This window comes from Pseudomonas peradeniyensis, from assembly GCF_014268935.2.
GTDB lineage: Bacteria > Pseudomonadota > Gammaproteobacteria > Pseudomonadales > Pseudomonadaceae > Aquipseudomonas > Aquipseudomonas peradeniyensis.
Window position 1 is genome coordinate 163792 of record NZ_JABWRJ020000001.1, and the last position, 22807, is coordinate 186598.

At 65.2% G+C, this 22807-nt stretch carries 19 protein-coding genes and 1 riboswitch; of the genes, 13 read left to right on the plus strand and 6 right to left on the minus strand.

Features of this window, described 5'->3' with window-relative positions:
* Nucleotides 1-19: 19 nt before the first annotated feature.
* Nucleotides 20-2776: a response regulator gene (locus HU751_RS00680; RefSeq protein WP_186733810.1), complete on the minus strand. Its 2757-nt coding sequence runs from the start codon at nucleotides 2774-2776 to the stop codon at nucleotides 20-22.
* 219 nt (nucleotides 2777-2995) lie between these two features.
* On the opposite strand from HU751_RS00680, the gene HU751_RS00685 reads away from it, so the two are divergent.
* From HU751_RS00685 to HU751_RS00715, 7 genes are all read left to right on the plus strand, one after another.
* Nucleotides 2996-3712, plus strand: a complete 717-nt coding sequence (locus tag HU751_RS00685) for a response regulator transcription factor (protein WP_186733809.1) — start codon at nucleotides 2996-2998, stop codon at nucleotides 3710-3712.
* Nucleotides 3713-3715: 3 nt separating this feature from the next.
* Nucleotides 3716-5110: a histidine kinase sensor domain-containing protein gene (locus HU751_RS00690; protein WP_186733808.1), complete on the plus strand. Its 1395-nt coding sequence runs from the start codon at nucleotides 3716-3718 to the stop codon at nucleotides 5108-5110.
* Nucleotides 5111-5276: 166 nt separating this feature from the next.
* Nucleotides 5277-6176 (plus strand): cysteine synthase CysM, encoded by a 900-nt coding sequence (gene cysM / locus HU751_RS00695; protein WP_186733807.1) that lies wholly within the window; start codon nucleotides 5277-5279, stop codon nucleotides 6174-6176.
* A complete protein-coding gene (gene rlmD / locus HU751_RS00700; RefSeq protein ID WP_186733806.1) occupies nucleotides 6176-7534 on the plus strand; it encodes a 23S rRNA (uracil(1939)-C(5))-methyltransferase RlmD in 1359 nt (452 codons plus the stop codon). The genes cysM and rlmD overlap by 1 nt, the downstream gene beginning before the upstream one ends.
* 99 nt (nucleotides 7535-7633) lie before the next feature.
* Complete coding sequence (relA, locus tag HU751_RS00705; protein WP_186733805.1) at nucleotides 7634-9874, plus strand: GTP diphosphokinase; 2241 nt, start codon at nucleotides 7634-7636, stop codon at nucleotides 9872-9874.
* A 122-nt stretch (nucleotides 9875-9996) separates the two neighbouring features.
* Entirely contained in the window at nucleotides 9997-10830 is an 834-nt protein-coding gene (gene mazG, locus HU751_RS00710; RefSeq protein WP_050704535.1) for a nucleoside triphosphate pyrophosphohydrolase, read from the plus strand.
* Between the two features lie 26 nt (nucleotides 10831-10856).
* Nucleotides 10857-11396: a DUF2058 domain-containing protein gene (locus tag HU751_RS00715; protein WP_050704536.1), complete on the plus strand. Its 540-nt coding sequence runs from the start codon at nucleotides 10857-10859 to the stop codon at nucleotides 11394-11396.
* 46 nt (nucleotides 11397-11442) lie between these two features.
* Here the strand turns inward: HU751_RS00715 and HU751_RS00720 are convergent, their stop codons facing one another.
* From HU751_RS00720 to purM, 4 genes are all read right to left on the minus strand, one after another.
* On the minus strand, nucleotides 11443-11625 hold the full coding sequence (locus tag HU751_RS00720; RefSeq protein ID WP_050704537.1) for a hypothetical protein: 183 nt from the start codon (nucleotides 11623-11625) through the stop codon (nucleotides 11443-11445).
* A gap of 255 nt (nucleotides 11626-11880) precedes the next feature.
* Nucleotides 11881-12591: a DUF3108 domain-containing protein gene (locus HU751_RS00725; protein ID WP_050704538.1), complete on the minus strand. Its 711-nt coding sequence runs from the start codon at nucleotides 12589-12591 to the stop codon at nucleotides 11881-11883.
* Between the two features lie 8 nt (nucleotides 12592-12599).
* Nucleotides 12600-13244 (minus strand): phosphoribosylglycinamide formyltransferase, encoded by a 645-nt coding sequence (gene purN / locus HU751_RS00730; protein ID WP_186733804.1) that lies wholly within the window; start codon nucleotides 13242-13244, stop codon nucleotides 12600-12602.
* A complete protein-coding gene (purM, locus tag HU751_RS00735) occupies nucleotides 13244-14302 on the minus strand; it encodes a phosphoribosylformylglycinamidine cyclo-ligase (protein ID WP_050704540.1) in 1059 nt (352 codons plus the stop codon). The genes purN and purM overlap by 1 nt, the downstream gene beginning before the upstream one ends.
* Nucleotides 14303-14644: 342 nt before the next feature.
* On the opposite strand from purM, the gene HU751_RS00740 reads away from it, so the two are divergent.
* The 6 genes from HU751_RS00740 to HU751_RS00765 all read left to right on the plus strand — a co-directional run bounded on the left by HU751_RS00740 (nucleotide 14645) and on the right by HU751_RS00765 (nucleotide 21828).
* Nucleotides 14645-15700 (plus strand): DUF2066 domain-containing protein, encoded by a 1056-nt coding sequence (locus HU751_RS00740; protein WP_186733803.1) that lies wholly within the window; start codon nucleotides 14645-14647, stop codon nucleotides 15698-15700.
* Nucleotides 15701-15711: 11 nt separating this feature from the next.
* The gene (locus tag HU751_RS00745; protein WP_186733802.1) at nucleotides 15712-16785 is read left to right on the plus strand and encodes an AI-2E family transporter; all 1074 of its coding nucleotides are present in this window, start codon (nucleotides 15712-15714) and stop codon (nucleotides 16783-16785) included.
* 187 nt (nucleotides 16786-16972) lie between these two features.
* Complete coding sequence (gene hda, locus HU751_RS00750; protein WP_050704543.1) at nucleotides 16973-17677, plus strand: DnaA regulatory inactivator Hda; 705 nt, start codon at nucleotides 16973-16975, stop codon at nucleotides 17675-17677.
* A gap of 125 nt (nucleotides 17678-17802) precedes the next feature.
* Nucleotides 17803-18438 (plus strand): C40 family peptidase, encoded by a 636-nt coding sequence (locus tag HU751_RS00755; RefSeq protein ID WP_186733801.1) that lies wholly within the window; start codon nucleotides 17803-17805, stop codon nucleotides 18436-18438.
* A gap of 146 nt (nucleotides 18439-18584) precedes the next feature.
* Nucleotides 18585-19118, plus strand: a complete 534-nt coding sequence (locus HU751_RS00760; RefSeq protein WP_186733800.1) for a C40 family peptidase — start codon at nucleotides 18585-18587, stop codon at nucleotides 19116-19118.
* 139 nt (nucleotides 19119-19257) lie between these two features.
* On the plus strand, nucleotides 19258-21828 hold the full coding sequence (locus HU751_RS00765) for a dermonecrotic toxin domain-containing protein (protein WP_186733799.1): 2571 nt from the start codon (nucleotides 19258-19260) through the stop codon (nucleotides 21826-21828).
* An 11-nt stretch (nucleotides 21829-21839) separates the two neighbouring features.
* Here HU751_RS00765 and HU751_RS00770 read toward each other — a convergent pair whose 3' ends face one another.
* Entirely contained in the window at nucleotides 21840-22418 is a 579-nt protein-coding gene (locus HU751_RS00770; RefSeq protein WP_186733798.1) for a hypothetical protein, read from the minus strand.
* Between the two features lie 152 nt (nucleotides 22419-22570).
* Nucleotides 22571-22789, plus strand: a riboswitch (cobalamin riboswitch).
* Nucleotides 22790-22807: the final 18 nt, after the last annotated feature.

Consider the following 22807-nt stretch of genomic DNA (forward strand, 5'->3'; position numbering starts at 1 on the left):
TGGCGTTGACCTGTGTCTCCTACGCGCTCTGGCGCGCCTGCTCGGCCAGTCGGTTGATGGCCTGGTCCAGTTCGTCCAGCGCCTGCAACGCCTGGGGGCTGTCCTGCTTGAGCAAGGTTTCGCTGCGCTGGCAGGCCGCACGCAACTGCGGCACGCCGCAATAGCGCGAGGCGCCGTTGAGCCGGTGCACGCGCTCGATCATCGCCGTGCGGTCGGCGGCATTGCGCGCGGCCCGAATGGCTTCACGGTCGGATTCCAGCGAGGCCAGCAGCATCGCCAGCATGTCCGCCGCCAGGTCCGGCTTGCCGGCCGCCAGGCGCAGGCCTTCCTCCGGGTCGAGCACCTTCAGCTCGCTGCTGTCGGCCAGGCGTTCGCTGGCGCGTTCCGGTGGCGGTGAGCCCAGGCTCAGGCCGGTCCACTTCATCACCACCTGGGACAGCTGGCGCTCGCTGATCGGCTTGGTCAGGTAGTCGTCCATGCCACTGTGCAGCAGGGCGCGCTTTTCGTTGGCCATGGCGTGGGCGGTGAGGGCCACGATCGGCAGGGGCGGGCCGCTCTGGCTGCTTTCCCACTGGCGGATCTGCTCGGTGCAGGCACGGCCATCCATGCCGGGCATCTGTACATCCATCAGTACCAGGTCGAAGGGTTCGTCCTGCACGGCCTGTACCGCGCCGTAGCCGTTGTCCACCGCCAGCACTTCGGCGCCCATGCCTTCGAGCAGGGTCTGCACCAGCAGCAGGTTGGCCGGGTTGTCGTCGACGCAGAGGATCTTCGGCATGCGCTGGCCACCGTGGTTGCGCTGCTCGCACACTGGGCGGCGCGGCTGCACCAGTTCCAGCAGCAGGCGACGCAGCTTGCGGGTGCAGGTCGGCTTGGCCAGCAGTTGGCCATGGGCATTGGGCAGGTAAGGGTGGTAGAGCGGCTGCTCGGTGGTCGGACAGAGCACCACGCACTGGCAGCCGAGACGTTCGAGCTGCTGGTGGTACTGGCCCAATTGTTCCGGCGCCAGGCTGCCCAGGTTGACCCCGAGCACGGCGAACTCGAACGGCTGCCCGGCCTGGCTGGCGGCCTGCACGCCTTGCAGCAGCTGGTCGCAGGAGGCGAACACGCTGACCGCCAGGCCGCAGTCCTCCAGTTGGTGCTCCAGCGCCTGGCGCGCCAGGTCGTGGCCGTCGACGATGGCCACGCGGCGGCCGAGCAGGGCCTGGGCGGGTTGCTCCTCGGCGTCGTCGTGGGCTTTGGGCAGGTTGAGGCTGATCCAGAACTGCGAGCCTTCGCCGGGCGTGCTGTCGACGCCGATCTCGCCGCCCATCTGCTCGATCAGGCGCTTGGAGATTACCAGCCCCAGGCCGGTACCGCCGGGTTGGCGCGACAGCGAGTTGTCGGCCTGGCTGAAAGCCTGGAACAGGGTGCGCACGTCCTGGGGCGAGAGGCCGATGCCGGTGTCCTGCACACTGATGCGCAGCTGCACGCTGTCTTCCTGTTCGTCCTCGAGCATGGCGCGCACGACGATGGTGCCTTCGCGGGTGAACTTGATGGCGTTGCTCACCAGGTTGGTGAGGATCTGCTTGAGCCGCAGCGGATCGCCCACCAGCGACAGCGGTGTGTCGCGGTAGACCAGGCTGAGCAGTTCAAGCTGCTTGGCGTGGGCGGCCGGGGCGAGGATGGTCAGGGTGTCCTGGATCAGGTCGCGCAGGTTCAGCGGGATGCTGTCGAGCACCAGCTTGCCGGCCTCGATCTTGGAGAAATCGAGGATCTCGTTGATGATCCCCAGCAGGTTGTCGGCTGACTTCTCGATGGTGCCGAGGTAGTCGAGCTGGCGCGGGGTCAGCTCGCTCTTCTGCAACAGGTGGGTGAAGCCGAGGATGCCGTTGAGCGGAGTGCGGATCTCGTGGCTCATGTTGGCGAGGAACTCGGACTTGATGCGGCTGGCCTCCAGGGCCTCCTTGCGCGCCATGTCCAGCTCGATGTTCTGGATCTCGATGGTCTCCAGGTTCTGGCGCACGTCCTCGGTGGCCTGGTCGATGCTGTGCTGCAGCTCTTCGTGGGCGCTGTGCAGGGTCTCGGCCATACGGTTGATACCGGCGGCCAGTTCGTCGAGCTCATGGCTGCCCATGGCCGGCAGGCGCTCGTCCAGGTGGCCGTCCTTGAGCTGGTTGACCGCGTGCTTGATGCGGTTGATCGGGTTGTTGATGGTACGGCTCATGCGCAGGGCCAGCAGCGCGGTCAGGCTCAGGCAGGCGAGGATCAGCAGCAGGCTGGTGAACAGGTTGCGGTAGCCGCGCAGCAGGGTGCCGTCGTGGGACAGTTCGATCTCCACCCAGCCGAGCAGGCGTTCGGCCTCGGCGGGCACGGCATCGGTGGCCAGGTCGCGGTGATGGCCGAACACCGGCATCAGGTAGCGGGTGGCGTCGTTGCCCGTGCGTTGCAGCAACTGCGTGCCGGTGCCGCCGCTGGGCGGCTGGTTGAGCATGCTCGGGCCGGCGTGGGCCAGGCGCGTGCGGTCGGCGGCGAGGAACGCCACGGCGCGCACATCGGCCTGCTCCAGGGCCTGGGCGGCGATGCGCTCCAGTTGCGCCGGGGCCTGGCGGGCGAGGGCCGGTGCCGCCAGCGGTGCCAGTTGCTCGGCGATCATCTTGCCGCGTTGCAGCAGTTGCGTGCGCAGGTCGCTCTGTTGCAGCCAGGTGAAGTAACTGCCCAGCACCAGGGCCATCAGGCTGGCGGGCAGCAAGGCCAGCAGCAGGACGCGGCTGCGGATTCCCAAACGGTCGAGCACACCTGTCTCCTGTCATGTGCTGTTAAAGGCGCGGTTCGCGCATCAGCGGGAACGTTACTCTGCACTGAGGGGTAATGCACAGGATTTGTAGTGGTTTTTGCTTTTCTCGGCTGGCGTTGCCGGCGCGGCCACTTCGAGGTCACGTCAGTCGGACGACGGTTGCCTTGTTCGGACCGCTTGTCCAATAATCGCGTAACTGAGAATTGATGGCAGTTGCCAATGCATCCTGAAGCGATTCACGCGACCAACATCCTCGCCATCGAGGACGACCCCGTGCTGGGCGCCTACCTGCATGACGAGCTGCAGCGCGGTGGCTTCCAGGTGACCTGGTGCCGCAATGGCCTCGAAGGCCTGGAGGCGGCGGGGCGGCAGGTGTTCGACCTGGTGCTGATGGACATCCTGCTGCCTGGCCTCAATGGTCTGGACGCCCTGGCCAGTCTGCGTCGGCGCAGCGCCACGCCGGTGATCCTGATGTCGGCGCTGGGCGCCGAGGCCGACCGCATCAGCGGCTTCGAACGCGGCGCGGACGACTACCTGCCCAAGCCGTTCAGCTTTGCCGAGCTGCGGGTGCGCATCGAGGCGATCCTGCGCCGGGTGGCCTTCGAGCGGCGTGCTCGGGCACCGCGTGAGGTGGACGCCGGGCAGTTGCATTTCGACGAGCAGACCACCGATGTCAGCCTGGCCGGGGCCTGTGCCGGGCTGACCCCCAGCGAGTACCGCCTGCTCGACACCCTGCACCGCAGCCAGGACGAGGTGCTGAGCAAGCCCTTCCTCTACCAGCAGGTACTGCAGCGCGGCTACTCGCGGCATGACCGCAGCCTGGACATGCACGTCAGCCAGATCCGCCGCAAGCTCAAGGCCATCGGCTACCACGAACGGCAGGTGCGTACCGTGTGGGGCAAGGGCTATGTGTTCGGCGCGGGCGAGGCCGACTGAATCGTGCTAGACCGTCACTCACTGTTCTGGAAACTGACCGTCCTGCTGGTGGGCTTCTGCCTGCTGATGATCGGCCTGAGCTATAGCTGGGGCCGGCACATGGAAACCCAGGATGCCTTCCTCTCCGAGCCGGCGCGACAAGTGCTGCGCGGCTATGCGGCCGAAGCCGAGCAGGCCTGGCGCAGCGGCGACCGCGAGGGCGTGGATGCCTGGCTGGCCACCATGCGCGAGCGCGAGCGGGGCTGGGTGGGCGTGCTCGATGGCGACCTGCAGCCGCTGGGCAGCGCCGACCTGACCGCCGGCCAGGCCCAGCGCCTGACCCGCCTGCGTGGCGTCGACTGGCCCATGAGCCGGCGCACCATCGGCCAGCCCTGGTTGCGCCTGCCGTTCCCCGGCGCCCCGGAGCAGGGCATGCTGGTGATCGAGCTGCCGGAGCGTTTCAACCCTGGCCAGTACCGGTTGTTCTGGCGCGTCGTCACCAACGGCATCATCCCCGGGCTGTTCACCTTGCTGCTGTGCGTCGGCCTGTACCGCATGCTCATCGTGCCGCTCAACCAGTTGCGCGAGCAGGCCAATGCCTGGCGCGCCGACCAGCTGGCGGCGCGCCTGGACTCGCGCACCACCCGGCGCAAGGACGAACTGGGCGAGCTGGCCCGCGCCTTCGACCAGATGGCCGAGCGCCTGCAGGGCACCGTGGCCCTGCAGCAGCAGTTGCTGCGCGACCTGTCCCACGAGATGCGCACGCCGCTCAGCCGCCTGCGTGTGGCCTGCGATGGCGAGACCGACCTGCAGCGCCTGCGCGAACGTCTGCACCGCGAGGTGGATGGCATGCAGCAGCTGGTCGAGGACACCTTGCAACTGGCCTGGCAGGACGCCGAGCGCGCACCGGTGAACCTCGAGCCGATCCAGGTGGCGGCGCTGTGGGACCTGCTCAGCGAGAACGCCTGCTACGAAAGCGGCTGGGCGCCGCAGAGGCTGCGCTGCGAGCTGCCGGCCGACTGCTGGGTGCAGGGCAGCCTCAATGACCTGGCCCAGGCATTGGAGAACATGTTGCGCAACGCCATCCGTCACTCCCCGGAGGCGGGCGTGGTGCGCCTGAGCGGCTGGCGTGAGGGCGGGTATTGGCGTATCGACCTGGAGGACGAGGGCGGTGGCGTGGCCGAGGAAGACCTGGAGCGTATCTTCGCGCCGTTTTCCCGGCTGGAGGGTTCGCGGCCCGGGGATGGTGGTTTCGGCCTGGGCTTGAGCATTGCCCGCAATGCGATCCGCCGCCAGGGCGGGAGCGTGTGGGCGGTCAATGGCGAGCATGGCCTGCGCTTGTGCATGCGCCTGGCTGCGGGGGAGTCGAGCCCATTGCGGGACAAGCCCGCTTCCATAAAGCCTCCGCTCTCCGTGTAGGAGCGGCGGTGCGCCGCTGCGACTTGCCCCGCGATCACCCGCAAAGCGGGTGCCAGGCCTCCGCACTTATAGCCACCCGTTATAACATCCAGCAATTGCGTGATATGGCCACGCTGGGTTTGCCGGTATGATAGTCGCCCCTGCCGTCCGGATTGCGAAAACGCCCATGACCCTGCAGTACCCAACCATCGCCGATTGCATCGGCCATACGCCACTGGTTCGCCTGCAGCGCATCGCCGGGGACACCAGCAACACCTTGCTGCTCAAGCTCGAAGGCAACAATCCGGCAGGTTCGGTCAAGGACCGGCCGGCGCTGTCGATGATCACCCGCGCCGAGCTGCGTGGCCAGATCAAGCCCGGCGACACCCTCATCGAAGCCACCTCCGGCAACACCGGCATCGCCCTGGCCATGGCCGCGGCGATCAAGGGCTACAAGATGATCCTGATCATGCCGGACAACTCCACCGCCGAACGCAAGGCGGCGATGACCGCCTACGGCGCCGAGCTGATCCTGGTGACCAAGGAAGAGGGCATGGAGGGCGCGCGCGACCTCGCCGAGAAGATGCAGGCCGAAGGCCGCGGCCTGGTCCTCGACCAGTTCGCCAACGGCGACAATCCGATTGCCCACTACAACAGCACTGGCCCGGAAATCTGGCAGCAGACCCAGGGCACCATCACCCATTTCATCAGTTCCATGGGCACCACCGGCACCATCATGGGCTGCTCGCAGTACCTCAAGGAGCAGAACCCGGCAGTGCAGATCGTCGGCCTGCAGCCGATGGAAGGCTCGGCCATCCCCGGCATCCGCCGCTGGCCCCACGAGTACCTGCCGAAGATCTTCGACGCCACCCGGGTCGACCGCGTGGTCGACATGTCCCAGCAGGAGGCCGAGGAGACCACCCGTCGCCTGGCCCGCGAAGAGGGCATTTTCTGTGGCGTATCCTCCGGCGGTGCGGTGGCGGCGATGCTGCGCCTGTCCCGTGAAGTCGAGAACGCGGTGATGGTCGCCATCATCTGCGACCGCGGCGACCGTTATCTCTCCACCGGCCTGTTCGATCCGACCTGATGTCCAGAAAGAAAAGTAATGCCGGCCTGCGTTTCCAGCCGGCCGGCGGCAACCGTGCCGCACAGGTGCCCGTGGGCAAGAAGCAGCGTCTGTCGATCGAGCGCGTGGCCGGTGACGGTCGCGGCATCGCCTTCATCGAAGGACGTACCTGGTTCGTCAGCGGCGCGCTGGCCGGCGAGGACGTCGAGGCGCGGGTGCTCGCTGCCCGGGGCAAGGTGGTCGAGGCGCGCCTGGAGCGTGTGTTCCAGGCCAGCCCCGAGCGCCGCGAAGCGCCTTGCCGGCACTACGCCCGCTGCGGTGGCTGCAACCTCCAGCACCTGCCCCATGACGGCCAGCTGGCACTCAAGCAGCGCCTGCTCGCCGAGCAGCTGCAGCGGGTGGCCGGCGTGCAGCCCGAGGAGTGGGCTGTTCCCCTGAGCGGACCGGAATTCGGCTACCGCCGCCGGGCGCGGGTCGCGGTACGCTGGGACACCAAGGCGCGCCAACTGGACGTTGGGTTCCGCGCCGAGGCCAGCCAGGACATCGTCGGCATCGACGAGTGCGCGGTGCTGGTACAACCCTTGCAGTCGATCATGCGCCACCTGCCGACCGTGTTGCGCAGCCTGGGCAAGCCGCAGGCGCTGGGGCACGTGGAGCTGTTCAGCGGCACCGCCGAGGCGGTGCTGGTACGGCATGTGGCGCCATTGCCAAGTGAAGACCTGGCGCGGCTCGAGGCGTTCTGCCGCGAAGCCGGCGCCCAGCTGTGGCTGCAGGGCGAGGGCGAGCCGGCGCCGCTGGATGCCGCAGCGCAACTGGGCTTTGCCCTGGAGCCCTGGGGCCTGGAACTGGCCTGGCGGCCGGGTGATTTCGTCCAGGTCAACGCCCAGGTCAACACCTTGATGATCCAGCAGGCCCTGGCCTGGCTGGCGCCCGAGGCGCACGAGCGGGTCCTGGACCTGTTCTGCGGCCTGGGCAACTTCGCCTTGCCCCTGGCTCGCCAGGCGCGCGAGGTGGTGGCGGTGGAGGGTGTGCAGGCCATGGTCGAGCGCGCCGCGGCCAACGCCGATGGCAACAATGTGCATAACGCTCGGTTTTTTCAGGCCGATTTATCGCAGCCTTTGGCAGGCGCCGGATGGGTCGCCGAGGGCTTTTCTGCGGTACTCTTGGATCCACCGCGCGACGGGGCTTTCGAGGTGGTGCAAGGCATCGCCCGGCTGGGTGCGAAGCGGCTGGTCTACGTATCGTGCAACCCGGCCACGCTGGCGCGAGACGCGCAGGTGCTGGTCGGGCAGGGGTACCGGTTAAAAAGGGCCGGGATTCTCGACATGTTTCCTCAGACGGCGCATGTCGAGGCCATGGCGTTATTCGAAGCGGGCTAGCCGGGCTGGCCCTCTTGGTGCGCCCTTCAGGGAGTGAGGGACGCACAGGTGATAGCCAGTGCACCCGCGTGGTGCGCTGTATGGAAAGGTAGAACAAAGATGGTACAGGTGAGAGTGCACCAGCCGGTCAACCACGACGGCAGTATCAATCTCGAAGCATGGCTCGATCATGTGGTGAGCGTCGATTCGCAGCTCGATCGCCTTGGGCTGAAAGAGGCCTGCGAGTTCGCCCATGAAGTCGAGAAGAAAGGCAATCCGGCCAAGCATTCCTGGGCCGACGGCACCTCCAGTTTCCAGGCGGGGCTGGAGATCGCCGAAATCCTCGCCGACCTCAAGCTCGACCAGGATTCGCTGGTGGCGGCGGTCATCTACCGTTCGGTGCGCGAAGGCAAGGTGACCCTGGCCGAGGTCGGCCAGCGTTTTGGCCCGGTGGTGTCCAAGCTGATCGACGGCGTGCTGCGCATGGCGGCCATCAGTGCCAGCCTCAGCCCGCGCCAGTCGCTGGTGCTCGGTTCCCAGGCGCAGGTCGAGAATCTGCGCAAGATGCTGGTGGCCATGGTCGACGACGTGCGCGTGGCGCTGATCAAGCTCGCCGAACGTACCTGCGCCATCCGTGCGGTCAAGGCCGCCGATGACGAAAAACGCCTGCGCGTGGCCCGCGAGGTGTTCGACATCTATGCGCCGCTGGCGCACCGGCTGGGCATCGGTCATATCAAGTGGGAACTTGAAGACCTGTCGTTCCGCTACCTCGAGCCCGACCAGTACAAGCAGATCGCCAAGCTGCTGCACGAGCGCCGGCTGGACCGCGAGCGCTTCATCAGCGACGTGATGAACCAGCTGCAGAACGAGCTGCTGGCCACCGGCGTCAACGCCGACATCAGCGGCCGGGCCAAACACATCTATTCGATCTGGCGCAAGATGCAGCGCAAGGGCCTGGAATTCAGCCAGATCTACGACGTGCGCGCGGTGCGCGTGCTGGTGCCGGAAGTGCGCGACTGCTACACCGCGCTGGGCATCGTGCACACCCTGTGGCGGCACATTCCGAAGGAGTTCGACGACTACATCGCCAACCCCAAGGAAAACGGCTACCGCTCCCTGCACACCGCGGTGATCGGCCCCGAGGGCAAGGTGCTGGAGGTGCAGATCCGCACCCACGCCATGCACGAGGAAGCCGAGTTGGGTGTATGCGCGCACTGGCGCTACAAGGGCACCGACGTCAAGCCCAGCTCCAACCACTACGAAGAGAAGATCTCCTGGCTGCGCCAGGTGCTGGAGTGGCACGAGGAACTGGGCGACATCGGCGGCCTGGCCGAACAGCTGCGTGTCGATATCGAGCCGGACCGGGTCTACGTGTTCACCCCCGACGGCCACGCCATCGACCTGCCCAAGGGCGCCACGCCGCTGGACTTCGCCTACCGGGTGCACACCGAGATCGGCCACAACTGCCGTGGCGCCAAGATCAACGGTCGTATCGTGCCGCTGAACTACAGCCTGCAGACCGGCGAGCAGGTGGAGATCATCACCAGCAAGCACGGCAACCCGAGCCGCGACTGGCTGAACTCCAACCTGGGCTACGTGACCACCTCGCGGGCCCGGGCCAAGATCGTCCACTGGTTCAAGCTGCAGGCCCGCGACCAGAACGTGGCCGCCGGCAAGACCCTGATCGAGCGCGAACTGAGCCGATTGGGCCTGCCCCAGGTGGACTTCGAACGCCTGGCGGAAAAGGCCAACGTCAAGACCGCCGAGGACATGTTCGCCGCCCTTGGCGCCGGCGACCTGCGCCTGGCGCACATGGTCAACGCCGCCCAGCAGCTGCTCGAGCCCGAGCGCCTGGAGCCGGTCGAGCTGATCCCGCGCCAGGCCCGCGGCATCCGCGCGGGCAAGCGCAGCGACATCCAGATCCAGGGCGTCGGCAACCTGCTTACGCAGATGGCCGGGTGCTGCCAGCCGCTGCCGGGCGATGCCATCGTCGGCTACATCACCCAAGGCCGTGGCGTGAGCATTCACCGCCAGGATTGCGCCTCGGTGCTGCAGCTGGCGGGCAAGGAGCCGGAGCGCATGATCCAGGTCAGTTGGGGGCCGATCCCGGTGCAGACCTACCCGGTCGACATCGTCATCCGTGCCTACGACCGCCCGGGGCTGCTGCGCGACGTGTCGCAGGTGCTGCTTAACGAGAAGATCAACGTGCTGGCGGTCAACACCCGCTCGAACAAGGAAGACAACACCGCGCTGATGTCGCTGACCATCGAGATCCCGGGCCTGGACGCCCTCGGGCGCTTGCTGGGGCGGATCTCGCAGTTGCCCAACATCATCGAGACGCGGCGTAATCGTACCCCTTGAGAAACGGGGCCGCTGTGCGGCCCATCGCCGGCAAGCCGGCTCCCACAGGATGTCACTGTACCCTGTGGGAGCCGGCTTGCCGGCGATCGAGGGCGAAGCCCTCGCCTAGGAACAGGCTTGATATGACCTACACCCTTGAAGACCTGCTGCACCTCATGGCCCGCCTGCGCGACCCGCAATATGGCTGCCCCTGGGACCTCAAGCAGGACTACGCCAGCATTGTCCCGCACACAATCGAGGAAGCCTACGAAGTCGCCGACACCATCGAGCGCGGCGACTTCGAGCACCTGCAGGGCGAACTGGGCGATTTGCTGTTCCAGGTGGTCTACTACAGCCAGCTGGCCCGTGAGGAAGGGCGCTTCGAGTTCGATGGCGTGGTCGATTCGATCACCCGCAAGCTGATCCGCCGCCATCCCCATGTATTCCCTACCGGCGAGCTGTACGCACCGTTGGACACACCCAAGCTCGACGAGGCCCAGGTCAAGTCGCGTTGGGAGGAGATCAAGGCCGAGGAGCGTGCCGAAAAGAGCGAGCCAGAGCAGTTGTCGCTGCTCGACGACGTGCCCGCGGCCTTGCCCGCCCTGTCCCGCGCCGCCAAACTGCAGAAGCGCGCCGCCACGGTCGGCTTCGACTGGCCCGAGGCGCTGCCAGTGCTGGACAAGGTCCGCGAGGAGCTCGACGAAGTGCTGCAGGCCATGGCCGACGGCGACAGCGATGCGCTGGAGGACGAACTGGGCGACCTGCTGTTCGCCACCGTCAATTTGGCCCGGCACCTCAAGCACGACCCGGAAAACGCCCTGCGCCGCGCCAACCGCAAGTTCGAGCGGCGCTTCCGATTCATCGAACAGGCATTGCGCGAGCAGGGCCTGAACATCCAAGATCGTACCCTCGACGAGCTGGACGCCCTCTGGGGCGAGGCCAAGCGTCAGGAAAAGAACCTGCCCAGCTGCGGCTGAGCCGATGCATAAGTGAGTGAACACCCATGAGCCTTTCCCTTCGCGACCAATTGCTCAAAGCCGGCCTGGTCAACCAGAAACAGGTTTCGCAGACCAACAAAGCCCAGAAGAAACAGAAACGCCTGGAACACAAGGGCCAGGTGGAGGTGGACGACAGCCAGCAGCGCCTGGCCAAGGAAGCCATGGCCGAGAAGGCCAGGAAGGACCAGGAACTGAACCGCCAGGTCCAGGAGAAGGCCGAGCAGAAGGCCCGTGCCGCGCAGATCAAGCAACTGATCGAGGCGACCCGCCTGCCCAAGCTGACCACCGAGGACTACTACAACTTCGTCGATGACAAGAAGGTCAAGCGCATCGCCGTCAACGCTCTGATGCGCAGCAAGCTGAGCAATGGCGCGCTGGCCATCGTCGCCCATGGTGGCGGCTACGAAGTGATCCCGCGCGAGGCGGCGGTGAAGATCCAGGAGCGTGACCCCAATCGCATTCTGCTGCTCAACACCCATGTCGAGGAGGCGGACGAGGACGATCCGTACGCGGCCTACAAGATCCCTGACGATCTGATGTGGTAAGCACGAAAAACCCCGCCTTGGCGGGGTTTTTTATTGCAGGGCCGGGTCACTGCGCCGGGCGTTGGCGCTCGAGGTACTCCAGCTCCATGCGGTATTGCTGAGCCTGTTGCTCGTCATGGAACATGCCGACCAGCTGGCCTTGTTGATGCACGTCCCAGATCCGCAGGCCAGCGGCCTGGCCTTCGTGGGACATTTTCGATTCGTCGCGTTCGGTTACCTGGACTGTCATCGTCAAACTCCACTGCTTGGGTTGGCTGCGGCACTCTGTCGCAGGCCACCTTTATAGGATTTGTTAGCAGGCTAAGTAAATAAAACAGCGATGAAACAAGTTTCATGAAAGGGCTAATCGCGGGGCAAGCCCGCTCCCACGAACCGATCACAAACCTGCGTGGGAGCGGGCTTGCCCCGCGATTTGGCGATACAGGTATTGACCAAAAAAGAAGCCCCGCACAAGGCGGGGCTTCGGGCGTTGCAGGCAGCGGTATCAGTTACCCTTGACCGCCTTGCCATCGACCGTGCCATCCTGCAGCACGATCACGTACTCCTTGCCATCGGTCTCGACCTGGCGCAGCTGCACCAGCAGGTAGTCCCAATCCTTGGCGAACCACAGCTCGGTGATGCGCTTGCTCTGGCTCGGGTCGCGCACGCGCTCGACCTTGATCGCGTCGACCTGGCCGGTCTTGGTGGTCACTTTTTCGGTGCCCAGCACGCGGAAGTCGTAGGTGTCGATCTCGTCACCGTCGACCACCTGGTAGGTCATGCTCTTCTTGCCGGCGGCCACGTCATGCTGCAGGGCCAGCTGGTAGGACGATTTGTCCAGCACGCCGCGGTTGAGCGGCAGGTTGATGGCGTCGCCACGGTCGCTGCCGGTGATCTTCTTGCCGGCCCAGTCGAAGTTAAGGTCGACCTTCTTCGCCTTGCCCAGGCCGCCGCGTTCGAAGTGATACTGCTGCGGCAGCAGGGTGTCGTTCTCGAACTTGAGGGTGCTTTGCTCGGTCAGGCTGGCAATCATCATCGAAGCCTTGAAGTTCAGGCTCCAGGTGCCGTTGGCGTTCTTTTCCAGGCTGCGTGCGGCGGTGCCGCTCATCGGCAGCTGTTTCCAGTCGGCGGTGTAGCTGGCCGCGAAAGGCTTCAGATCAGCTGCCTGGAGGGGCAGGGCGAGCACGGCGAGAGCCAAGAGCAGGGCGCGACGCATAAATTCTCCTAGGATCGAATCAAGTGACCGCTGGCCGCCAGCGGCTGGCCATCCAGTAATGCACCCTGTTCACCCAGACGCAAGCGTCCTTCGGCGAACCAGCGCACCGCCAGCGGGTAGATCTGGTGTTCCTGCAGGTGCACGCGCTGGGCGAGCGTCTGCGCGGTGTCATCCGTTGCCACGGGCACCACAGCCTGTACGACCAGAGGCCCGCCATCGAGTTCCTCGGTGACGAAGTGCACGCTGCAGCCATGCTCGGCGTCGCCCGCTTCCAGCGCGCGCTGGTGCGTGTGCAGGCCTTTGTACTTCGGCAACAGTGACGGATGGATGTTCAGCAGGCGGCCCTGGTAGTGGCGCACGAAATCGCCACTGAGGATGCGCATGAAACCGGCCAGCACCACCAGGTCGGGCTGGAAGCCGTCGATCAGCGCCGTCAGCGCCGCGTCGAAGGTTTCGCGCCCGTCAAACCCGGTATGCGACAACACGGCGGTTTCGATGCCGGCGGCCTTGGCACGCTCGAGGCCGTAGGCATCGGCACGGTTCGAGATGACCGCGCGGATGCGTGCCGGGCTGTCGCTGGCGCTGTTGCTGTCGATCAGTGCCTGCAGGTTGCTGCCGGAGCCCGACAGCAACACGACTACATTGCAGGGCATCAGTGTGCCTTGAGGTTCTGCAGCTCGACCTGTGCGGCGCCTTCGGCGGCCACGTCGATACGGCCGATCACCCACGGTTGCTCGCCTTCGGCGCGCAGCACGTTCAGGGCGTTGTCGACCTGGTCCTGGGCCACGCAGATGACCATGCCCACGCCGCAGTTCAGCACGCGGTGCATTTCATGCTCGTCGACGTTGCCTTTTTCCTGCAGGAAGTCGAATACCGCCGGACGCTGCCAGCTGGCCACATCGACCACGGCCTGGGCGCCTTTTGGCAGTACGCGCGGGATGTTGTCCAGCAGGCCGCCGCCGGTGATGTGGGCCATGGCCTTGACCGCGCCGGTCTGCTTGATCAGTTGCAGCAGTGGCTTGACGTAGATGCGGGTCGGCGCCATCAGCAGGTCGGCCAGCGGCTTGCCGTCGAGCTGGGTGTTGTCGATGTCGGTGCCGGAAACCTCGAGGATCTTGCGGATCAGCGAGTAGCCGTTGGAGTGCGGACCGGAGGACGGCAGGGCGATCAGGGCGTCGCCGGTGACCACTTTCGAGCCGTCGATGATCTCGGCCTTTTCCACCACGCCGACGCAGAAGCCGGCCAGGTCGTAGTCTTCGCCTTCGTACATGCCAGGCATCTCGGCGGTTTCACCACCGACCAGCGAGCAACCGGCCAGTTCGCAACCGGCGCCGATGCCGGTGACCACGGTGGCGGCCACGTCGACGTTGAGCTTGCCGGTGGCGTAGTAGTCGAGGAAGAACAGCGGCTCGGCGCCGCACACCACCAGGTCGTTGACGCACATGGCGACCAGGTCCTGGCCGATGCTGTCGTGCTTGTTCAGGTTCAGTGCCAGGCGCAGCTTGGTGCCGACGCCGTCGGTGCCGGAGACCAGCACCGGCTGCTTGTAGCCGGCCGGGATCTCGCAGAGGGCGCCGAAGCCGCCCAGGCCACCCATGACTTCAGGACGTGCGGTGCGCTTGGCGACGCCCTTGATGCGTTCGACCAGTGCTTCGCCGGCGTCGATGTCTACACCGGCGTCTTTGTAGCTCAGGGAGGGTTGCTTGCTCATTGATCCAGGCCTTTAGGAGGGAGGGATTCAGAAAAACGACCGGGACGGCCAAGGCCGGTTTCAGAAACGGCGGCTGCCTGTACGTCACTGGTCTGCGAAGGCGCGCGATTTTATCAGGGTTGCCCCAAGGCGGCCATCCTCAGGCCGACGGGCAGGCGGGAAATCTGGGCAAAAAACCGAGTTTCACCCCGTGCGACTGGTTGCCGCGCCGGTGCCTGTATAAGGTATAGGCATGGCGACCCACGTAACGGGCCGGCAACGCGGAGCATTTTCCGTGGTTGCGCGGTCACAGCCGACAGGCAAGGGCGTGTCGCCCAAAGGTCATCTGGACAGGAATCCTCAATGCGTCTTCTCAATTTCCTCGCGGGCGCCTGCCTGGCTGTGGCCGGCACCGTCGCCCAGGCCGAAACCGTCTCTGGTTTGTATCAGGTGCACGAACCGGTCGAAGGGCAGGGCGGCGAAGCCCGCGCCCAGGCCACCGGCAAGGCCCTGGATACCTTGGTGCTGCGCCTGACCGGCGATCCCAAGGCGGTGCAGAACCCGGCATTGGCCGCGCTGCGCAAGGACCCGCAGCAGATCATCAACCAGGTCGGCAGCGAGGCCGGACCGCCGGAGTCGGTGCTGGTCGAGTTCGACCCCGGCAGCACCGAGCGCGCCCTGCGCCAGGCCGGCCTGGCGCTGTGGGGCAGCAACCGGCCGTCGATCCTTGGCTGGTGGCTGAACGACAGCGTCGAGGGCAGCAGCCTGGTCGGCGATGGCCAGGCCGTCGCCGAACCCCTGCGCCGGGCCGCCCAGCACCGCGGCCTGCCCCTGCGCCTGCCGTTGGCCGACCTGCAGGAGCAACTGGTGGCCAATGCCAAGCTGCTCGAAGGCAACGACCCGGCGCCGCTGCGCGAGGCCTCCGAGCGCTATGGCGCCGATGCCCTGCTTGCGGTGCACGCCCATGAGGCCGACGGCAAGTGGCAGGGCAAGTGGCAGTTGTGGCTGGGCGACCAGCGTGAGCAGGGCAACGCCGAGGGCGCCGACCAGGCGGCCCTGGCCGATGCCGTGCTGCTGGCGGTGAGCAACCGCCTGGCGCCGCGTTACGTCACCCGTCCCGGCGCCAGCAGTGACCTGCAGGTGCAGGTCCAGGGCATGAACCTGGCGCGCTACGCCGAGCTGAGCCGGGTGCTCGAGCCTTATGGCGCGCGCCTGCAGATGGCCGATGGCGGCACCCTGACCTACCGCGTAACCGGCAATCGCGAGCAGCTGCGCGCGCAGTTGAGCCTGGCCAAGCTCCAGGAACTGCCCGCCGAGCCTGTGCCCACCACGCCTGCGCCGAGCACGCAGGACCCGGCCGGCGCGACGCCGCCGGCCACCGCCGCCAAGCCGTTCGACGGCCTGCGTTTTCGCTGGTAAGGAATACTTGAATGATTGATATGCGTCGCTGGATCTGGTTGGGCGCGGCTTTTGTGGCCGCCGTGCTGCTGTACTTCCTGCACAACATCCTCTCGCCGTTCCTGGTGGGCATCCTGTTGGCCTACCTGGCAGACCCGCTGGTGGATCGCCTGGAGCGGCTCGGCCTTTCACGCACCTGGGGCGTGGTGGTGGTGTTCAGCCTGTTCACCCTGATCTTCCTGGCCCTGCTGTTGGTGTTGGTGCCGATGCTGGCCAAGCAACTGGTGCGCCTGTACGAGTTGGCGCCGCAGATGCTCGACTGGTTGCAGCATGTGGCGCTGCCCTGGGTGCAGAGTCGCCTGGGCCTGGCCGATGGTTTCTGGAAGTTCGACAAGATCAAGGCTGCCATTGGCGAGCACATGGGCCAGACCACCGACATCATCAGCGTGCTGCTGTCCCAGGCCACCGCTTCGAGCCTGGCGCTGATCGGCTGGCTGGCCAACCTGGTGCTGATCCCGGTGGTGGGCTTCTACCTGCTGCGCGACTGGGACCTGATGATGGCCAAGCTGCGTAGCCTGCTGCCGCGCCAGCGCGAGCCGCAGGTGGTGGGGCTGGCAGGCGAGTGCCACGAGGTGCTGGGGGCATTCGTGCGCGGGCAGTTGCTGGTGATGCTGGCGCTGGGCGTCATCTATTCCACCGGCTTGATGCTGGTGGGCCTGGAGCTGGGCCTGCTGATCGGCATGCTCGCGGGGCTGGCGGCGATCGTGCCGTACATGGGCTTCATCATCGGCATCGGCGCGGCGCTGGTCGCCGGGTTGTTCCAGTTCGGCGGTGAGCTTTACCCGATGCTGGGCATCGTCGCGGTGTTCATGGTCGGGCAGGCGCTCGAAGGCATGGTGCTGACACCGCTGCTGGTGGGCGACCGCATCGGCCTGCACCCGGTGGCGGTGATCTTCGCGATCCTGGCCGGCGGCGAGCTGTTCGGCTTTACCGGGGTGTTGCTGGCGTTGCCGGTGGCGGCGGTGATCATGGTGCTGCTGCGGCATGTGCATGACCTGTACAAGGAATCGGACATGTATGCCGGGGAGATCGACCCGGAGCTATGATCGATCGCTCCCATGTCCGCCTGGCTTTCGTGGGAGCGGGCTTGCCCCGCGATGCTTGTAAAGTGGTGCAACTGATTGATTTTACTTGCGCTATTCCCCTCGCTGATTGTGCCGTCAGCGCTGCGGGTATAGACTTTGCACACTGTTCATCAAAGGCCCCCTGTGGTCCCCGCGACCGCCCGCGAGCATGAAACCGATCCAGTTGCCCCTGGGTGTGCGTCTGCGCGACGACGCCACCTTCATCAACTACTACCCCGGCGCCAATGCTGCGGCACTGGGCTATGTCGAGCGGCTGTGCGAAGCCGACGCCGGCTGGACCGAAAGCCTCATCTACCTGTGGGGCAAGCAGGGCGTGGGCCGTACCCACCTGTTGCAGGCCGCCACCCAGCGTTTCCAGCAGTTGGGTCAACCCGCCGTCTACCTGCCCCTGGCGCAACTGCTCGATCGTGGCGTCGAACTGCTCGATCACCTCGAACAGTACGAGCTGGTGTGCATCGACGACCTGCATGTGATTGCCGGCAAGGCGGACTGGGAAGAGGCGATGTTCCACCTGTTCAACCGCCTGCGTGACAGCGGCCGACGCTTGCTGCTGGCGGCGTCCAGTTCGCCACGGGAACTGCCGATCAAGCTGGCCGACCTGAAATCGCGGCTGACCCTGGCACTGATCTTCCAGATGCGCGGCATGTCCGACGAGGACAAGCTGCGCGCCTTGCAACTGCGTGCCTCGCGCCGCGGCCTGCACCTGACCGACGAGGTCGGCCACTTCATCCTCACCCGCGGCACGCGCAGCATGAGCGCGCTGTTCGACCTGCTCGAGCGCCTCGATCAGGCTTCCCTGCAGGCCCAGCGCAAGCTGACCATCCCGTTCCTCAAGGAAACCCTCGGCTGGTAACCCTGAGAACACGGTGCCAGAGCGTCAAAACGGAAAAGTCACATCTTTTTCGATAAAATTTGCAAATGGGTCCGATAGAAGGCATAGTTTCCCCCTTCTAAAGGACTACAGACACGGTCGTGCCCATGCTGAAGCGCTTCGCACCCCTCGTGCCACTTGCACTTGTCACCCTACTTTACGGCTGCGCCTCCACTGGCCCGGTCGAGCCTTCGCAGGACCACCGCGTGGCCGCCGAGCAATCGGTCAAGGCCAAGGCTTCCGCCTCTTCCGTATTCACCGAGGAAGAGCTGGCCAGCGAAGATGACCTCGACGCCTTCTCCAGCAACGGCAAGCCGTACCAGCTGCCTGTGCTGGCCGATAGCATTCTCGAACGCGGCATGGCCCTGATCGGCACCCGCTACCGTTTCGGCGGTACCTCCGAGAAGTCCGGCTTCGATTGCAGCGGTTTCATCGGCTACCTGTTCCGCGAAGAGGCGGGCATGAACCTGCCACGCTCGACCCGCGAGATGATCAACGTCGACGCGCCAAAGGTCGCCCGCAACAAGCTCAAGCCCGGCGACCTGCTGTTCTTCAGCACCAACGGCCGTGGCCGCGTCAGCCATGCCGGCATCTACCTGGGTGACAACCAGTTCATCCACTCCAGCAGCCGCCGCAGCGGTGGCGTGCGCATCGACAGCCTGGGCGATCGCTACTGGAGCAAGACCTTCATCGAGGCCAAACGCGCGCTCGCCATGGCGCCGACCACGATCTCGCGCAATTGATTTGATATCAAAATGCTGTAACCTCGCACGGCGGCGTAGCTGAAAAGCTCGCCGCCGTGCGCATTTACAGAAAGCGTCTAATCTAAATTCTCAACTCTTTTTACCTTCGGCCGTGGCCGTCGGGTTTTCGACAGGACGTTCGCATCATGGCGATGTTGGCGCGCTTCGCATTCCTTTCCCTGGTGGCCCTGCTTGCGGCCTGCTCCAGCCGTGCGCCCGCACCGGCACCGGTAGCCAAGTCGCCGATGGTGTTCAATCAAGCGCCTTCCTCGCCTGCGGCTGATGATGTGCTGTTCCGCGCCATCGGCCTGGTGGGCACGCCGTACCGTTGGGGTGGCAACACGCCGGATTCCGGGTTCGATTGCAGCGGCCTGATCGGCTACGTCTACCGTGACGCGGCGGGCATCAGCCTGCCGCGCTCGACCCGCGAAATGATCGTCATGCGCGCGCCGAATGTGGACATCAATGCGCTACAGTCGGGCGACCTGGTGTTCTTCGCCACCAGCGGTGGGTCGCAGGTCAGCCATGCCGGCATCTACGTCGGCGAAGGGCGCTTCGTGCATGCACCGTCGACGGGCGGCACCGTGCGCCTGGACTACCTGTCCAACAGCTATTGGTCCAAGGCCTACCTGCAGGCCAAGCGGGTGCTGCCGCCGGGGCATCTGGCGCAGAATCCCTGATCCGTGATGGCTTTCGCCAATCCTGTCTGAGTGTTTTGGCGAGCCGCAGGGCGTTCCTGACTCTACAAGCTTCTACCGCTCCTCCTCCTGCCCGTTGCGCCAGGATGCCCGTCCCATAACGACATCCCGGGAGCGGGTCATGACCACGATCAAGGAGCGCGTGGAGCGCAGTCTCGACGCATTGGAAGCAGGGCGGCCGCTGGTACGCCTGGTGGACGAAATCGTCCGCGAATTCCCCGATCCCTATGTGCTGGCAACCCAGCACGCGCAGCGCATCGTACTCAAGCACACCGGCAAGCCAATCGATCCACGGTTTATCTGGTGGCATCAGTTCGGCACTGCCAGCACCAGCAGCCGCAGTTTCACGGGGTGGCAGCACAGCGGGCCGCCGTTGAAGTCGATGACCTTGACCGAGCTTGTGATCAAGCGCTTCGATGCCCACTTTCAGGAGGCACCGGACGAGCTTGATCTGTACGGTGGCTTCTATCTGCAGGGGCGGCAGGCCAATCACTTTGATGAGCGCAACGAAGTGGCGATGCTTGGCAGCAAGGTGCAGGAAGACCTGTGGGCGCTGGACTTCGCGATGGCCTATCGCGCCGACATCACGCGATTCTGGAACACCTATTCACAACATTTTCGTGTCCTGGCCAAGGTCAACCTGTTGGGGCAGGGGAGTATCGCCTTTCGCGCAGGGCGAATCAGCGAGAGTGACTGGGCTTCGTTGCGGGCAATGATTGCCGACGGGCTGGCTGCCGGCGTGCTGCCGACGCTGGACGCGCTCAAGCAGGGCAGTTCGACAACGCCCTTTTCGGTCTTCCGCTACGTGCTGGATCAAGGCGATCGCGGTTGCCTCTACAGCTTTGTGGTGGGCAGTGGTCGTACGCTCCTCTATCGCCCCTGGGCAAGCGAGGCGCTCAAGAGTTTCGCATCGGAGCAGGATCAGGCTGGGTGGCTACGCGGACAATTGCAGGATCCCGCCACCCTGGCCAGCTATGTGACAGCTGCCCACACCGATGCCCGTGACCCTTCGCGTGCCCACTCGGTCAGGACGCATCTGCAAAGTATCGCCAACAGTGCGACCGATGAGGCGGCGCTGGTGTTGCTCGGCTACCTGAAGCGGCCGATCACCATGGACCTCTTCACCTACCTGGCCAATCAGGCCACCACTGAGATGAACGACAACGCCACGGCCATGCTGGACAACGCCCAACTTCGCAAGGCGATGTGGAGTGGTTATCTCTCGGCGTTCATCAAGGTGTTCGGTGGCTTTGCGCCGCTCGGCTGGCCGATGACGCTGATGCTGCTGGGGGCCAGCCTGGGCAAGGTGGGGTTGGATATCGATGCCGCCTTGCATGCCGCCGACGAGCAGGGTCGCAAGAGTGCATTGCGCGATGCCATGCTCGACAGCCTGTTCGCGGCCTTGAACATGGTCGATCTGGGGTTTCAGTCGAGTTTTGCCGCTTTGGCCCATGACGTGCCGTTCGATGAGTTGGATGGCAATCTGGACCAGTGGCAGGTGTCGCAGTCCGCCACCCTGCTGGTCGAAGGGCAGGAGAGCAACGAGCTGCTCAGTGGTGAGCAGGTGACCTCCGGGCGTTTGCGTGGCATCAGGCTGGGAAGCGATGGCAGTTGCTGGATCGTGCTCAATGGTTTGTCGTACCGCGTGCGGTATGACCATGAGCTGCATACCTGGCTGGTTGTGCCGGCCCATAATCCGTTTGCTTTCGGCCCTCTTTACCCGGTACGGCTGAACGAGGCGAACGAGTGGGAGTTACTGGTACCGCCGCGGTTGGTCGGGGGGACGCCGCCCGTTGTGGGGGGCATGTCCAGCACCAGATCGAGGTTCTGGGATCTGCACCTTGCCGTGGACGATGTGCGTAGCAAGGTGTTCTCCGCCAATGCTTTGCGCCGTCAGAAAGCGCTGCTTCAGGCTCGCCCTATTCCGCTGCTGGAGCGGGATCAGGTGCCTGATGTGGATGCCAATGGCCTGGATTGCGTGCTGGTCGACGGCCGACTCCAATACTCGTATCGCTATGGCCGCGAGTACTACAACTCCCTGATCGAGTACTACACCAGCGACGAGTCCAAGGTGAACGACGTTTTTCGCTCAGGTACTTATCGATACGACGACGAGGACGATTACATTCGAGCGTTGGCCGATACCCTGGACGAGCTACCCGAGAGCAACGAGGTGAGCCTGTATCGTGGCGGGCACGCATCCCGTGGCACCAGTGGCCAGCACTATCGCAATGGCCAGCTGCGGGTGGGGGATGTGCTGGTCAATACCGACCTGACCTCGTTTACCGAGAACCCCTACAAGGTCGCCGAGTTCGCCTCACAACCTTCGGTCGATGCACCCGGCCAGTTGCCAGGGGTGTTCGACGACACATCGGTAGTGTTCGAACTGCCCCTCGGGCGTTATCAGGAGGGCACGCCGATCAGTGCATTCTCGCTTTACTGGGACGAAGGGGAGACCCTGTTCCTACCCGGCCACTATTTCCAAATTGACAATCTGGAGCAGGTCTACGGTGATCACTATCGCTTCGTCCATGTCACGCTCCACCAGGTGCCCAAGCCTGCTGCTGGGCCTGTCTACGACCTGCGCACCGGCCTGTTGTTCGACGAACAGGCCTACAAGGCGCGCTTCAGGACACCTGGACTGGCAGAGCGTTTCTTTCCCGTAGATCCTCCGGCAGCAGCCGCCAACTGAGGCGACGGGGATCATGCCTGCTTGAGCAGCAACGCCACCCCCGGGTAGTACTGCCCCAGTTCGTTGTGCAGCTTGCGGTAGGCATACGGGAAGTACCAGGCAATCGCACAGGCCGTATGTTTCTGCAGGTCGTCCACCAGGTCCTGCAGTTCCTCGGGGCTGGCGTGCTGGCCGGCCTTCCACGGCGTGACGAACAGCGCCCCGGCCTTGAGCTGGCTGCCATAGGCGATCGGCTTGGCCAGGGTGGCGGTTTCCTGCAGGGCCGCCGTCAGGTCGAGGCGCGCGATGCGCGGCCAGCGCTGGCCGGCGTGCAGGTACAGCGACTCCTCGGCGCTGCTGATCGACAGGTCGCAGCGCCCGTCGCGCTCGCCCTCGTCGCGCTGCTTCTTGCTCATGTGCCGCTCCAGCGCCACCAGCTCACCCTGCCAGGCAGCAGCGGCGAGCAGGCCGACGTTGGCGGCCGTGCCGTGCCAGTAGGGGGCCTCGTTGTCGCCCTGCAGCTGGTTGAAGCGGTCGATGCAGTCGACCCAGCGTTCGAGGGCCGGGCGCAGGAACTCCAGGCGCGGGTTGTTGATGATCAGGCCTTGCATGCTGCGCTCTCCTTGTCATTGTGATCGAGGTCAGCCAAAAATAGTGGCTATGTGATATCACTGCTTTGAGTGTGGCACAAGCTGGCGGATCGGCCATTGATCCAGGCCAGATCGGCCCTCGTTCGATTGACGCTCCCGGTGCAACCCTCTAACCTTCGCGGCGTGTTTCAGGTGCCCTGCGAGCCGCGGCTCGGCAGGGTGAAACTGGGAAGCCGGTGGGCGCCAGCAGGCGCGAGTCCGGCGCTGCCCCCGCAACGGTAGATGAGTCGACGGTTACGCAAGGCCACTGGATTTCCAAGTCCGGGAAGGCGCGTGGCCAGGGCCTGCGCCCGCTCATGAGCCCGGAGACCGGCCTGTCACTGCCAAACGGCATCACGGAGGGTGATGCG